The sequence below is a fragment of the Gilliamella sp. Gris3-2 genome (assembly GCF_001690345.1).
GTDB classification, from domain to species: domain Bacteria; phylum Pseudomonadota; class Gammaproteobacteria; order Enterobacterales; family Orbaceae; genus Gilliamella; species Gilliamella bombi.
This window is the reverse complement of the sequence record NZ_LZHB01000079.1, coordinates 1-14,058: the sequence shown is the minus strand read 5'-3', so window position 1 is coordinate 14,058 and position 14,058 is coordinate 1. Positions and strand designations below refer to the sequence as shown.

Here is a 14,058-nt window from a genome sequence, read left to right as displayed (position 1 = left end):
TAATCATTTGATTTCACTAAAAAATAATTAGATATAAATTAATTAAAATCAATGTTATATATGAAAAAGTTTGTTCGAAAAAATACAACGATTTTACAATCTCAAAAGGAATCTTGTTCTGCAAGGGTTGCTTGTACAATCCTTAGTGCATTGAAAGTTTCCTTTACATCGTGTACGCGAATAATTTTTGCTCCTTTCATTGCCGCAATTACTGCACATGTAATACTACCGAGTGTACGTTCTTGCGGTGGTACATTTAATACTTGTCCTATCATGGATTTTCGGGACATGCCTACTAATAAAGGAAGGTTTAAGTGGTGAAACCGTTCAAGTGTTGCTAATAGCCGGTAATTGTGCATTAGTGTTTTACCAAATCCAAAACCAGGGTCGAGTATGATTTTTTGACGGTCAATACCTTCGTTTATGCAACGTTGGATCTGTTTTGTAAAAAAATTATCGACTTCTTGATAGATATCTAGCTCATAGTATGGCGCATTTTGCATAGTTTTAGGAGCGCCTTGCATATGCATAATGCAAACAGGTAATCCTGTTTGTGCAGCTGCTTCAACCGCACCTGGTTCTGTTAAAGCTCTAATATCATTAATTAGATGGGCTCCTACTTTGGCAGATTCGGTCATGACTTGTGGTTTTGATGTATCAACCGAAATCCAAACATCAAAATAATGGGCAATTTTTTCAACTAATGGAATAACACGGTTAAGCTCTTCATCGACAGACACTTCAGTTGCACCAGGGCGTGTTGATTCGCCGCCGACATCAATAAATGTTGCACCAGCTTGGATCATACTGTCAACTCGACGCATAGCATCATCAAGGTTGTTATAATTACCACCGTCAGAAAATGAATCTGGCGTCATATTAACGATGCCCATCACTTGTGGGAATGAAAGATCCATCACATGATTTTGAAAATGTATTTCCATGATTAAAAGCCCTATTTGATTAAAATTAATGATGCAGTTGTTTAAATGATCTTCAAAATTATTAAGCATAATTAAAGTGAAATTTTCAATATAATCGTTGCTTTATTCCTGCAAATTTATTGATAAGCTATTTTTAGTTTACCGATAAAAAACGCGCTGTAAGCGCGTTATATTTTATTAAAGCAAATTAACTTTTTGATTGTAGTGGTGTATCACTACCTCCATTTGCTGCTTTTTCATCGCTTTCCGTCCAATCATCAGGTGGTGTGACCGGTTGACGATTCATAAGTTCATCAATTTGTTGTTTATTGATTGTTTCATATTTTAATAGTGCATCTTTCATGGCGTGAAGAATATCAATATTTTCAGTTAGGATCGTTTTTGCACGTTGATAGTTACGTTGAATAATAGCGTCAACTTCTTCATCAATAATTTGAGCTGTACTATCTGAGATTTTTTTCAATGGCCCATAAGATGATTCTTCGTACTCAAATAATACAGGTGGTAAACGTTCTGAGAATCCCCATTGGGTTACCATTGCTCGAGCAACATTAGATGCATATTGAATATCACTTGATGCCCCCGACGTAATTTTATCTTCACCAAAGACTAATCCTTCAGCAATTCGGCCTGCATAAGCGGTAGAAATTTTTGATTCTAATTGAGTTCGGCTTTGGCTAATTTGGTCACCTTCAGGTAAAAAGAATGCTACACCTAATGCGCGCCCACGAGGGATAATAGTTACTTTATGAAGTGGATCATGATCTGGCACAAGATAGCCAACAATCGCATGTCCAGCTTCGTGATAAGCAGTATTAGTTAATTGTTCTTTCGTCATAGATAATGAACGGCGTTGAGTTCCCATATTGATTTTGTCTTTGGCTTCCTCAAATTCTTCCATGGTAACTACTCGTTTGTTTCGACGTGCAGCAAATAAAGCTGCTTCGTTAACTAAATTAGCAAGTTCTGCACCAGAGTAATTTGGTGTGCCACGAGCTAATACCGATAAGTTGACATCAGAACCTAACGGAACTTTGCGTACATGAACGGCAAGAATTTGTTCACGGCCTTTCATGTCTGGTAAACCAATTTGCACTTGGCGGTCAAAACGACCAGGACGGAGTAACGCCGAATCTAAAATATCAACTCGGTTAGTTGCTGCGATGATAATAATGCCGCTATTAGCCTCAAACCCATCCATTTCAACCAACATTTGGTTTAATGTTTGTTCTCGTTCATCATGACCTCCCATTGAGCCAGCACCACGCTTGCGTCCGACGGCATCAATTTCGTCAATAAAGATAATACAAGGTGCGTGCTTACGTGCTTGTTCAAAGAGATCTCGCACTCGCGAAGCCCCCACTCCCACAAACATCTCAACAAAGTCAGAACCTGAAATGCTAAAAAAAGGCACATTGGCTTCACCTGCAATAGCTCTTGCTAGTAAAGTTTTACCTGTTCCTGGAGGTCCTACCATTAAAATCCCTTTTGGTATGCGTCCTCCCAATTTTTGATATTTGCCTGGATCGCGTAAAAAGTCGACAACTTCGGTGACTTCTTGTTTTGCTTCTTCACTTCCGGCAACATCGGTAAATTTTGTTTTGACTTGGTCTGGCGTTAGCATTTTTGCTTTACTTTTACCAACTGACATTGGTCCACCTTTACCACCACCTTGCATTTGACGCATCATAAAGAGCCAAAAACCAATAAGCAAAATCATAGGAAACCAAGAGATAAGAATGCTGGTGATTAAGTTTGGTCTTTCATCGGGTTTACCATAAACAGGTACTTTATTGGCCAATAAATCATCCATTAATTTTCCATCAAGGTAAGGGATATATGTAGTGTAATTGCCTTTATTTTTAGTTGTGGCAACAATTTCTCGTCCGTTAATATGCACTTCTTGGAGATTACCAGCTGCGATATCGGAATTAAATTGGGTATAATTGACTTGAGGTCCACTATTAGATATTGAGCTGAATTGGCTAAATCCAACAATCAATGCTACAGCGATAATTCCCCAGATCAGTAAATTCTTTATCATGTCGTTCAAAAGAAAAACCTCTCATAAAAATTAACAGTTACGACTAAATTTAACAAAGTATGGTACTACAAAATTATACAACTGGCTACTTCATACCCATTGCAACAATATAAACTTCTCGAGATCGTGTTCGTGAGGCTTCAGGCTTACGAATTTTGACCGTTTTAAACATTGAACGGACTTGCTTTAGGTACTCTTCAAATCCTTCGCCCTGAAACACTTTAACAATAAAATTACCATTAAGAGCAAGTACGTTTTTACACATATCTAACGCTAGTTCAACTAAATACATTGCTCTAGGTATATCAACTGCAGGTTGACCGCTCATGTTGGGCGCCATGTCTGACATGACAACTTGGACTTTTTCTTCGCCAACTCGTTCAAGTAATGCTTTTAAAACTGCGTCATCCCGAAAATCGCCTTGAAGAAAGTCAACGCCAACAATGGGATCCATGGGAAGTAAGTCACAGGCAATAATACGCCCTTTATTGCCGATAAGCGATGCGACATATTGTGACCAACCTCCTGGGGCTGCACCTAAATCAACAACCGTTATTCCGGGCTTAAATAATTTGTCACTTTTTTGAATTTCTTCAAGTTTGAACCAAGCTCTAGATCGCAGCCCTTTTTTGTGTGCTTGTTGTACAAAGCGATCATTAAAATGCTCATTGAGCCAGCGCGTTGAACTTGCTGAGCGTTTTTTATTACTCACAACTAATAAATCCTTAATGTAAAAGGTCACTTCATTGATTACAAACATATATAAGGGTAGAATAGCAAAATTACAACTTAATGTGATAAAAATTTAATGAATTTATCGAATAAACAAAAACAGTATTTAAAAAGTGAAGCTCATCATTTAAAACCTATAGTGATGATTGGGGCTAATGGATTTACCGAGGGTGTACTTGCCGAGATTGACAACGCTTTAAATTTCCATGAGTTGATTAAAATTAAGGTTTCTGCTGAAGATCGTGAAACAAAAAGGCTTATTTGTGATGCAATTGTACGCGAAACAAAAGCGTTAGCAGTGCAATTGGTTGGTTCTAATTTCACTATTTTTAGACCAAGCGAAGATAAGAAAATTTCCCTACCTAAATAAATGTAACAGGGCTTAGCCCTGTTGCATTTATCATCTGTTTTTGTAAGTGATTTATTTAATAATTAGATATATTCAACTTTAACAATATCAAATTCTACATCACCCCCTGGGGTTTTAATTTGTACTGTATCACCATCTTCTTTGCCAATTAACCCTCTGGCAATAGGTGAGTTGACTGAAATAAGATTTTGTCTGTAGTCAGCTTCATCATCACCCACTATGCGATATGTTGTCTCTTCGTCCGTTTCAATATTTATTACTGTTACTGTAGCACCAAAAATAATACGACCAGTATTTTTTACTTTGGTAATATCAATAATTTGAGCTTGTGATAATTTACCTTCGATTTCTTGAATACGACCCTCACAAAAACCTTGCTGTTCTCTTGCTGCATGGTATTCAGCGTTTTCCTTTAAATCGCCATGAGCTCTTGCCTCTGCTATTGCTGCCGTTATTTGTGGTCTTTTGACATTCTTTAACTCTTCTAATTCGGCTCGTAATAGTTCAGCTCCCTTTACTGTCATTGGGATTTGTTTCATCTAGGTATCTCCCGTTTTTACTTATTTTAGTAAATAAAAATAATTATCCCTTATCTTAATCAAAAGAAAGAGAAAGTTAATTGTTTTTTGTTTATTTAAAAACGTTAAAGTGAATATTTATATATTAACTGTAAAGTTAGTTTAATAACAAATCATTTATACTGAAAATGAGATGATATTTTTATAAAAATCGGTTATCGTAATATAACTATTTAGTAGTTCATTATAATAATTACATTTATTTATGCGGCAATTCCGATTTTATATAATCATTTCTCTGTCCATCGTTTGGTTTTTTTTATTGTTGTCTTATTTTGTTTTACAAACTTCGTTCGGAGCAAAATTAGTTAGTTATCAGTTATCTAAATTAAGTTCATATACAATCTCAATCGGCAGTGTTCATCACTCTTTTTCAACTTTTTATGAATTGGTTTTTGATGATGTTGTTGTCAATGATAATAATCAAGAGATTGTTAATGTTCCTAAATTAGTTGTAGGGTTGGATAAAAGTCATTTATGGCAATTAAATCATTTTAATTATGTTACTGTCATTAATGGCACTATTAATAATACTCAATCCAAGCATTATGCTTTTTCAACAAACACACTAAAATTTGTTAATTCAACCGTTAATATTCTGGCTAATAATGGAAAAGACAAACTTTCTTTCTTCAAAATCAATGGAGGGATTCAACCTTTTTTTTCATCAGAGGGAGATAAATATCAATTTGATTTTACTTCTCAAGAAGCTTTGGTAAATCAAATACCAATAAAATCCTTGCTTATTCAAGGATTCCATCGAGATGGTATTACGACGATTACTAATTTAGGTGGAGATATTAATGACGGATTTTTTGTCAGTAAATTAAAAATACAGGCCGACAATATTTTAGATATCGAACAATTAAAGTTGCATAATATACATTTTCAATCAACTGATGATGATTTTTTTGATAGATATTCTCATGTCCTTCCAAAGTTAATAATCAAACAATTATCGATACAGGAAAGTAGTATTCAGTTGCCTAGTTTTTTAATGGAAAAAGGCAATATTGAAGCGACGAATCTTCGTTATGATGGGCAATGGCATTTCGAACAGGGCTCCTTTATTTTTACTGCCGAAGAACTAGTTTGGCATAATCAGTTATTTTCGTCGGTATTAGCACAATTATCATTTCAAAACCAAGAAGCGACAATTCAAAAAGTATTAGCAAAATGGAATAAAGGTAGTATAAATTTTTCTGGTAAGTGGAAAGATAATACCTTACATCTAGATCAATTAATGTTAGCGGATATTGTCTATGAGATTCCTGAAAATTTGGGACAGACTCTGTTACCTAATATTTTTAGAAATATTAAGCTTGATAAGCTGAATGTTTTTCAGAGTTTGATAATTAGAAAGCAGAGCGATTTTCCTTTTAGTTTATATAATTTTCAAGCTTCAGGTAAAGATATCACTTTAGCAAAAGCGCAAAAATTAGGACTATTTTCAGGAACTGTTTTTTTGAAATCTGAAAAAGCTTCGTTAAATCGAATAGGTATTCGTTATCCAGATCTTGTTCTCAAATTTGATTCTGATAACCATCCTTCATTAACTTTTAGTTCTTTAACTAATGGAGGAATAATTGAGTCGAGAGCAAAAGTTGATTTATCGCAAAATGAACCGCTATCTTTGCAATTTGATGCTTATGGTGTAACAAGTTCACTACTAGAAAATTGGAAATTGATAAAACAACCGCCAAATGCTACGAATTACTCAGCTAATTTACATGGTAAATTACAACCATTTAATTTCTCAGGTAAATTTTCGGCAAATGGGAATGAGTATATCATTAATCTTGCGCATTGATTTTTACAAAAGCATCCTTATATAACATCGTTAAGATGTTTAAGTTATTATGTTCATTTGAGCTTAAAAACTCAATAATAAGTAATACGAGGTAGTAATAGTGCTTGTAAGATTAGATAAATGGCTTTGGGCGGCAAGATTTTATAAGTCTCGATCGTTAGCACGAGAAATGGTTGATGGTGGCAAAGTGCATTATAATGGCCAACGTACCAAACCAAGTAAGCTTGTTGAAGTCGGTGCAATCTTAACGCTTCGCCAAGGTTCTGATCAAAAAACAGTTCGGGTTTTAGCCATTAGTGAACAACGAAAAACTGCCATTGAAGCCCAGCAACTTTATCAAGAAACTCCTGACAGTATTGCAAAACGAGAAAAAATAGCGCAAGCGCGTAAACTTAATGCATTGACAATGCCGCATCCAGATAGACGGCCTGATAAAAAGGAACGGCGTAATTTGATTAAATTTAAATATGATAGGCAAAAAGATGGCAATGATTAATATGGATACTTTGAACCGTTTTTTATTTGATAATCACCCTATTCGTGGTGAAATTACCCGACTGGAACAGACATATCAAGCGATTTTAGATAATCATACTTATCCAATAGCAGTGCAAAAATTGCTTGGTGAATTATTGGTTGTAACTAGTTTATTAACTGCAACACTAAAATTTGAAGGCGATATTGCTGTTCAGTTACAAGGCGATGGAGCGTTATCTTTAGCAGTTGTTAATGGTAATGATCAACAGCAGCTACGCGGTGTTGCTCGGATTAGCGGTGAAATCGCTGATAATGCAACACTTAAAGAGATGGTGGGTAATGGCTATGTCGTTATTACTATTACCCCTAAAAATGGTGAGCGTTATCAAGGTATCGTTGGTCTGGAAAAAGATACACTTATTGGTTGTATCGAAAATTACTTTATACAATCAGAACAGCTCCCTACTCGTCTATTTGTAAAAATAGGTGTACATGATAATAAACCAATAGCAGCAGGTATTTTATTGCAAGTTTTACCTGCTAATGAAAATACAGTTGAATCATTTGAGCATGTTAGCACTTTAACTGAGACAATCACTAGTGATGAGTTATTTCAACTTTCTACTGATGAGATTTTATATCGTTTATATAATCAAGAAGAAGTACGTCTTTTTGAAACGCATGATATTACTTTTAAGTGTGGATGTTCACGTCAACGTTGTGAAGATAGTTTAATGACTTTACCAGCTAATGAGATTGATGAAATCCTAAAGGAAAACGAGGGAAAGATTGATATCCATTGTGATTATTGTGGAAAGCATTATCTGTTTGATGCAATTGATATTGCTGAAATTAGAAGTACAAGTAACCTACATTATCATTGATCTTAATAGAAAAATACCACTAAGGTTATTAACACCTTAGTGGTAAAGTGAAATATAGGGAATTAAACCCGTATTCAATTTAACAGAATAGAAAAAAGATACCAATTTATTTTATCGGTTTTATATAAAAATTTTGTAAAGTAAATTTACAAAACTATTTTACATTGAAATTAATAAAAAATTTTTTAGCCTTAACTTTTTGAAATTCATAAAAATTATTTTCATTTACTTTCTACATAAATATCTTCAACAATGGCATGTTGATTTACGATTCTCCATTTAATATTAAAATGGTAAAGTGTAAATCCGTATGCTTGTTCATTAATGTTTTTTTGTTTATAGGCTGGTCTTGGATCTTGGGATATTACTTGTGTAATTAATTCGGCGAGTTGAGGATAACTTTGTTTTTGTAAATCCAAAGATAATCGTGCTTTTTGTGAGAACTCTACTGTTATTTTTTTTTCAGGAGTAGATTGTGCGTATCCTGCAAGTGCTTCTGAGTGGCTATCGGAATAAGGGAGATAAGGCTTGATATCAATAATTGGTGTGCCATCCACTAAGTCGAGACTTCCTAATTTTAAGACTACTTGCTTATTTTCTATGATGATATCTTTTAACTCTACTGCTGAAAGCCCAATATGATTAGGTCTAAATGGCGATCGTGTAGCAAACACCCCCATTGTTTTATTACCGCCTAAACGAGGAGGGCGAACGGTTAATCTCCATTTTTCAGGGGCAACATGGTGAAATAGGAATAATAGCCATAAATGTGAAAATTGTTCTAATCCTTTTACACTGATAGGGTCATTATAAGGTGCTAATAAATAAAGTTCCCCTTGTCCTGCACTAACTAGATTGGGTTGTCTTGGAACGGCAAATTTTTCACTATACGGTGAGCGGATAATACCGATTGGTTCAATTTGATATGTCATTATTGGTCGATAATTTTGTTTATGAGTAGCAGTTTTGTTAAGTCATTTAATTACTATCTCTATTTCCGCCGATCGATACAAAGATCGGCGGATTTAATATTAGGCTAATATCTATTTATAAATTATTACCAACCGCGAATAGCTCCACCATTAAAAATTTGGTCAGCTTTTTGTGCAACAGCTTCGGTTTGGTATGCTTTTACAAAATTTTTCACATTTTCATTATCTTTATCCGTTTCACGCGAAACAATAATGTTGACATATGGTGATTCTTTATCCTCAACAAAAATACCATCTTTACTTGGTGTTAGGTTTGCTTGTCCTGCAAATGCGTTATTGATGATTGCAAGATCAACTTGGGCATCATCCAATGAACGAGGTAACATTGGAGCTTCAAGTTCTAAAATATTGTAGTTATAAGGGTTACTTGTAATATCAAGTACAGTTGGTAGTAAACCTTTAGATTTATCAACCGTAATCATCCCTTCATGTTGTAATAATAGTAATGCACGTCCTAAGTTTGTAGGGTCATTAGGAATAGCAATCGTTGAGTTAGCTGGAATGAAAAACGCTTCACCGCGTGGTGAAGTGACTTTTACGCCTTCGCCTGTTTCTATTGATTCATCAATTGGTTTTAGTTTATGAGAATAGCTTGCAATAGGATAAACAAATGAATTACCTACTACAGCTAATTTATAGCCACGTTCTTTCATTTGTTCATCTAAATAAGGTTTATGTTGGAAAGCATTTACATCAATTAAGCCATCATTTAATGCTTGATTTGGGGTTACGTAATCGTTAAAAATAACTAGTTCAACATCTAGATTATAAAGATCTTTTGCTTGTTGTTTAACTACTTCAGCAACTTCTTGTTCAGGGCCTGAAATTACTCCGACTTTTAGAACGTTTACTTTAGTTGGTTCTGTTGGTTTGTTATCTGTTGTGGCTGTTTGTTTATTATTATCACAGCCAGTTAGAAAAAATGCACTTACCAATGTGGTAATAAGTGCTAGCTTTTTAATAGACATATATTTCTCCAAAATTAATGATGCGTGACGCGTTTAACAATCATATTGCCAATAAATTGAATAATAAAGACAATAATAATTAATATAACTAAAACAGTATTCATTATAGCTGGCTTGTAGCCGTTGTAACCATATTGAATAGCAAGTTGCCCAAGGCCTCCTGCGCCAACAGCTCCAGCCATTGCAATATATCCTGTCAAAGTAATTAAAGTAATTGTCATACTATTGACAATTATAGGCAATGACTCAGGTAATAAAACTTTATATATAATTTGTAGTGGTGTTGCACCCATTGAGCGTGCAGCCTCTATTAATCCTTTGGGAACATCTAATAATGCATTTTCTATCATACGTGCAATTAATGGCGATACACCAATACTTAATGGTACCACTGCAGCTTGTTTACCTATAAAGGTGCCCATTAAAATTGTGGTGAAAGGAATAATCCATACAATTAATATGATAAAAGGGATTGAACGAAATACATTAGTAATAAAAGAAATAATGCTATTAGCGGCATAACAATCCAATATTTGTCCTTTACGCGTCGTATAAAGTAATATACCAACGGGTAATCCAATTATCGTTCCCCAAAAACCTGATAAGATGACCATAAATAGAGTTTCATCTGTTGCTTGTGCCATTTTGAACAGCATTGCTTCATTAAAACCATTAAATGATGAACAAAAAGCAACAAAGTCAGCCCAAAAATTATATTGAGTTAAATATCGAAATAATGATTCAAAAGGTTTAAATGAAGGAATAAAATCAAACATAGCCGAGCACCTCTACTTTAGTATTATTTTTTTCTAAGAATTGAATTGCTGATGCCATACTTTTTTGTTTTCCTTTCATTTCTGCTAACATTAAGCCAAATTTGACTCCTCCAGCATAATCCATTTGTGCACTGATAATGTTACTATCAATTTCGAATTCTTTAGCGATTTGAGATAATAATGGTAAATCAACGGAGACTCCTGTAAATTCTAAACGTAATAGCGGATTGAGTCCTTCTTTGTGTTCAGATGATAGTCTTATTAAATAATCATTTGGAATACTAAGGTGTAAGGTTGATTGAATAAATTGTCGTGCAATATCTGTTTTAGCATGAGAAAACATTTCGCCTACTGATGACTGTTCAACTAGTTCGCCATCACTTATAACAGCTACTTGATCACAAATTTGTTTTACTACATCCATTTCATGAGTAATTAATAAAATTGTTAATCCTAATTTTTGGTTAATATCTTTTAGTAATGACAAAATTGAACGTGTTGTTTCAGGATCAAGCGCACTGGTTGCTTCATCACATAATAATACTTTGGGGTCACTTGCCAAAGCTCTCGCAATAGCAACACGTTGTTTTTGTCCTCCAGATAAATTAGTTGGATAAACATTCGCCTTCTCTGTCAATCCGACTAATTCCATAAGCTCATTTACTTTCTGCTTAATTGCTATTTTAGGCGTTTTATTGAGTTCTAGAGGGAAAGCGATATTATCAAATACAGTACGTGAGGAAAGTAAATTGAAATGTTGAAAAATCATACTAATTTTTCGGCGTATTTCAATTAATTTTCTATTAGATAGATTAGTGATCTCTTGATTATCAAAGAAGATCTTCCCACTAGTCGGCTTTTCTAGTAGGTTAATGCAGCGAATAAGTGTGCTTTTCCCAGCCCCTGATTTGCCAATAACACCGTAAATTCCCCCTTGGGGAACATGGATATTAATGTCTTTTAAAGCATAAATTGGGGTTTTATTATGCTCAAATGTTTTCGAAATATGTTGTAGTTGTATCATAATATATAAAAACAAAAGATGAATAAATGAATATTAAGACGTCTAGACATCTAAGTCAATCAATAATATGCTATATGAATTAGAGTAATATCTAAAATTAAAAGGAAAAAAAGTAAATATGAAGCCAGCTATTTTTTTAGATCGAGATGGTACTATTAATATAGATTATAATTATGTACATACAATCGATAAATTCCATTTTATTGATGGTGTTATTGAAGCAATGCAAGAACTCAAAAAAATGGGTTTTATGTTAGTTATAACAACCAATCAATCAGGTATTGCTAGAAATATATTTACAGAAGAACAATTTCATACTTTGACTGAATGGATGGATTGGTCTTTGCAAGATCGTGGTGTTGATTTAGATGGTGTCTATTATTGCCCTCACGACCCGTTAGTGGATACTTGTGAATGTCGAAAACCAAGTCCAGGTATGATTCAAACAGCAGCTAAAGAACTAAAAATTGATATTGCTAATTCCTATATGGTTGGAGATAGAGTGTCTGACCTATTATCGGGTAAAAAAGCTGGAGTTAAAAAAACTGTGTTAGTAAAAACGGGTGATACCATAACAGAAGAGGCATTAGAACAAGCTGATTTGATTATTGATAGTTTGGCTGATCTACCAAAAAGAATAAAAAACCAATATTGATTGTTGTTTTAACTAATACAGTGTTTAGATTAAACGCTGTATTAAAGTTATACTTTTAAGTATCAGTGGAGTAATGGTTAATCCAATAAAACAGGCACTAATAAAAGTAACAACAGTTATATCTAGCTGATTTGTAGAAAAAGAATAGTTGCCAAAAATAAGCAAAGTAATAAGTGTTACTAAGCTCCAGTATGGAAAACCAATTTTATTTTGTTTAGATGTTACAATCGGTAAATAATAAATAATCCCACAAAACTCATACCAATTAATGAACTACCATGTTGTAATAAACTAAAAAGTTGAACAAAACAACCTGACGGATGAGTAAAAGAGTCCCACCTAATATGAGAAATTATGCCAATAATTGCCGATGTTAAAAAACTTAACCAATGCTAACAGCAATATTTATTCCAGTTGAAAGTTAAATAATTAGCAAATCACTTATAAAAGAAATTAGGTAAATTTTTAATTAAAACATTTCGAATGATAAAATGAAAAATATAAGCAATAACTAAAGTCATTGGTAAATCAAATAGAAAAATACCAGCTAGACTATGACTTAAAGCACTTTTTACCTCCATTATTAAGAAGTACTCAAAATCAAGAGCCATACTATCAATAATCAAAGCCGTCATAGAAAATAGATGAGGTTTCTTATATAAAGGTAATATGATAGCTGGATGAGCGAATGTAAAAGGCACTATTTATTCTAACTTAATAAAGAGTGTTTAATTTAAAGCTATTTTGTTTGTTATAAGAAATATAATCGACCTACCAAAGATATTAAATATTAGAATTTGGTTTTACAACAATTCAACTTAGTTTGTTTTTAGCTCGTCTTGAGCAAAAAAAATGCAAACAAGAAAAAATGCGTAATGATCTCTTGTATAATTTTTTTAAACCCCTATAATGCGCATCCACTGACACGCAGTCAGCGACAAGCAGACGAAGAGTTGGTGATTAAGTGAGATCAAAAATTTTAAAAAAGATCTTGACGAATAAAAAAGGTTAGCGTAGTATACTCAACCCTTGAGACAGCGAACTAAATCAACGAAGGTTGATGAGGGATGTAAGTTGTCAGCTCTTTAAAAAGAAGAAACAGACAATCTGTGTGGGCACTTGCGAGACGAAAGATTAAAGTCTACGGACTAAAAAATTAAGTCTTGATAAGTGACACTGAAGATTCATTTGAATATGTCAGAGACAGTTATTGAGCATCAAACTTTAAATTGAAGAGTTTGATCATGGCTCAGATTGAACGCTGGCGGCAGGCTTAACACATGCAAGTCGAACGGTAACATGAGTGCTTGCACTTGATGACGAGTGGCGGACGGGTGAGTAAGGTATGGGGATCTGCCGAATGGAGGGGGACAACAGTTGGAAACGACTGCTAATACCGCATAAAGTTGAGAAACCAAAGCATGGGACCTACGGGCCATGCGCCATTTGATGAACCCATATGGGATTAGCTAGTTGGTGAGGTAATGGCTCACCAAGGCGACGATCTCTAGCTGGTCTGAGAGGATGACCAGCCACACTGGAACTGAGACACGGTCCAGACTCCTACGGGAGGCAGCAGTGGGGAATATTGCACAATGGGGGGAACCCTGATGCAGCCATGCCGCGTGTATGAAGAAGGCCTTCGGGTTGTAAAGTACTTTCGGTGATGAGGAAGGTAATGAATCTAATAGGTTTATTAATTGACGTTAATCACAGAAGAAGCACCGGCTAACTCCGTGCCAGCAGCCGCGGTAATACGGAGGGTGCGAGCGTTAATCGGAATGACTGGGCGTAAAGGGCATGT

The 14,058-nt window shown here is 34.5% G+C and carries 13 protein-coding genes, 1 rRNA gene and 1 pseudogene; 6 read left to right on the top strand and 9 right to left on the bottom strand.

The genetic code is table 11. The features are described from left to right. Positions 1-101 precede the first annotated feature (101 nt). The 3 genes from folP to rlmE form a co-directional block, all read right to left on the bottom strand. On the bottom strand, positions 102-944 hold the full coding sequence (folP, locus tag A9G32_RS11710) for a dihydropteroate synthase (RefSeq protein ID WP_065590429.1): 843 nt from the start codon (positions 942-944) through the stop codon (positions 102-104). Between the two features lie 187 nt (positions 945-1,131). Beyond that, positions 1,132-2,997 (bottom strand): ATP-dependent zinc metalloprotease FtsH, encoded by a 1,866-nt coding sequence (gene ftsH / locus A9G32_RS11705; protein ID WP_065590421.1) that lies wholly within the window; start codon positions 2,995-2,997, stop codon positions 1,132-1,134. Between the two features lie 76 nt (positions 2,998-3,073). Continuing rightward, positions 3,074-3,700: a 23S rRNA (uridine(2552)-2'-O)-methyltransferase RlmE gene (gene rlmE, locus A9G32_RS11700; RefSeq protein ID WP_065590422.1), complete on the bottom strand. Its 627-nt coding sequence runs from the start codon at positions 3,698-3,700 to the stop codon at positions 3,074-3,076. A gap of 96 nt (positions 3,701-3,796) precedes the next feature. Here rlmE and yhbY point away from each other — a divergent pair, with 96 nt between their 5' ends. Further along, positions 3,797-4,090 (top strand): ribosome assembly RNA-binding protein YhbY, encoded by a 294-nt coding sequence (yhbY, locus tag A9G32_RS11695; protein ID WP_034910776.1) that lies wholly within the window; start codon positions 3,797-3,799, stop codon positions 4,088-4,090. 62 nt (positions 4,091-4,152) lie between these two features. Here the strand turns inward: yhbY and greA are convergent, their stop codons facing one another. Beyond that, positions 4,153-4,629, bottom strand: a complete 477-nt coding sequence (gene greA / locus A9G32_RS11690; RefSeq protein ID WP_034910774.1) for a transcription elongation factor GreA — start codon at positions 4,627-4,629, stop codon at positions 4,153-4,155. 304 nt (positions 4,630-4,933) lie between these two features. On the opposite strand from greA, the gene A9G32_RS11685 reads away from it, so the two are divergent. The 3 genes from A9G32_RS11685 to hslO all read left to right on the top strand — a co-directional run bounded on the left by A9G32_RS11685 (position 4,934) and on the right by hslO (position 7,839). Continuing rightward, positions 4,934-6,478, top strand: a complete 1,545-nt coding sequence (locus A9G32_RS11685) for a hypothetical protein (protein ID WP_141672745.1) — start codon at positions 4,934-4,936, stop codon at positions 6,476-6,478. A 100-nt stretch (positions 6,479-6,578) separates the two neighbouring features. After that, a complete protein-coding gene (hslR, locus tag A9G32_RS11680; protein WP_218055903.1) occupies positions 6,579-6,974 on the top strand; it encodes a ribosome-associated heat shock protein Hsp15 in 396 nt (131 codons plus the stop codon). Continuing rightward, on the top strand, positions 6,967-7,839 hold the full coding sequence (gene hslO, locus A9G32_RS11675; RefSeq protein WP_065590430.1) for an Hsp33 family molecular chaperone HslO: 873 nt from the start codon (positions 6,967-6,969) through the stop codon (positions 7,837-7,839). The genes hslR and hslO overlap by 8 nt, the downstream gene beginning before the upstream one ends. Positions 7,840-8,060: 221 nt before the next feature. Here the strand turns inward: hslO and tsaA are convergent, their stop codons facing one another. The 4 genes from tsaA to metN form a co-directional block, all read right to left on the bottom strand. Next, positions 8,061-8,774 (bottom strand): tRNA (N6-threonylcarbamoyladenosine(37)-N6)-methyltransferase TrmO, encoded by a 714-nt coding sequence (gene tsaA / locus A9G32_RS11670; RefSeq protein ID WP_065590424.1) that lies wholly within the window; start codon positions 8,772-8,774, stop codon positions 8,061-8,063. Between the two features lie 122 nt (positions 8,775-8,896). Continuing rightward, a complete protein-coding gene (locus A9G32_RS11665; RefSeq protein WP_065590425.1) occupies positions 8,897-9,799 on the bottom strand; it encodes a MetQ/NlpA family lipoprotein in 903 nt (300 codons plus the stop codon). Positions 9,800-9,813: 14 nt separating this feature from the next. Beyond that, positions 9,814-10,455: a methionine ABC transporter permease gene (locus A9G32_RS11660; protein WP_065590431.1), complete on the bottom strand. Its 642-nt coding sequence runs from the start codon at positions 10,453-10,455 to the stop codon at positions 9,814-9,816. 112 nt (positions 10,456-10,567) lie between these two features. Continuing rightward, positions 10,568-11,599, bottom strand: coding sequence for a methionine ABC transporter ATP-binding protein MetN (gene metN / locus A9G32_RS11655; RefSeq protein WP_065590426.1), 1,032 nt, complete (start codon positions 11,597-11,599; stop codon positions 10,568-10,570). 118 nt (positions 11,600-11,717) lie between these two features. Here metN and gmhB point away from each other — a divergent pair, with 118 nt between their 5' ends. Continuing rightward, entirely contained in the window at positions 11,718-12,254 is a 537-nt protein-coding gene (gene gmhB, locus A9G32_RS11650) for a D-glycero-beta-D-manno-heptose 1,7-bisphosphate 7-phosphatase (RefSeq protein WP_065590427.1), read from the top strand. Between the two features lie 221 nt (positions 12,255-12,475). Here the strand turns inward: gmhB and A9G32_RS13750 are convergent. Then, positions 12,476-12,955, bottom strand: a pseudogene (locus tag A9G32_RS13750) (DUF4184 family protein). A gap of 525 nt (positions 12,956-13,480) precedes the next feature. Here A9G32_RS13750 and A9G32_RS11640 point away from each other — a divergent pair. Further along, positions 13,481-14,058: ribosomal RNA gene (locus A9G32_RS11640) — 16S ribosomal RNA — on the top strand; the annotation flags it as partial.

Bases quoted from the DNA above. Each gene is read 5' to 3' on its own strand.
- yhbY (WP_034910776.1), top strand. From the start codon at position 3,797: ATGAATTTATCGAATAAACAAAAACAGTATTTAAAAAGTGAAGCTCAT.
- A9G32_RS11665 (WP_065590425.1), bottom strand. From the start codon at position 9,799: ATGTCTATTAAAAAGCTAGCACTTATTACCACATTGGTAAGTGCATTT.
- gmhB (WP_065590427.1), top strand. From the start codon at position 11,718: ATGAAGCCAGCTATTTTTTTAGATCGAGATGGTACTATTAATATAGAT.
- folP (WP_065590429.1), bottom strand. From the start codon at position 944: ATGGAAATACATTTTCAAAATCATGTGATGGATCTTTCATTCCCACAA.
- metN (WP_065590426.1), bottom strand. From the start codon at position 11,599: ATGATACAACTACAACATATTTCGAAAACATTTGAGCATAATAAAACC.
- A9G32_RS11660 (WP_065590431.1), bottom strand. From the start codon at position 10,455: ATGCTGTTCAAAATGGCACAAGCAACAGATGAAACTCTATTTATGGTC.
- greA (WP_034910774.1), bottom strand. From the start codon at position 4,629: ATGAAACAAATCCCAATGACAGTAAAGGGAGCTGAACTATTACGAGCC.
- hslO (WP_065590430.1), top strand. From the start codon at position 6,967: ATGATTAATATGGATACTTTGAACCGTTTTTTATTTGATAATCACCCT.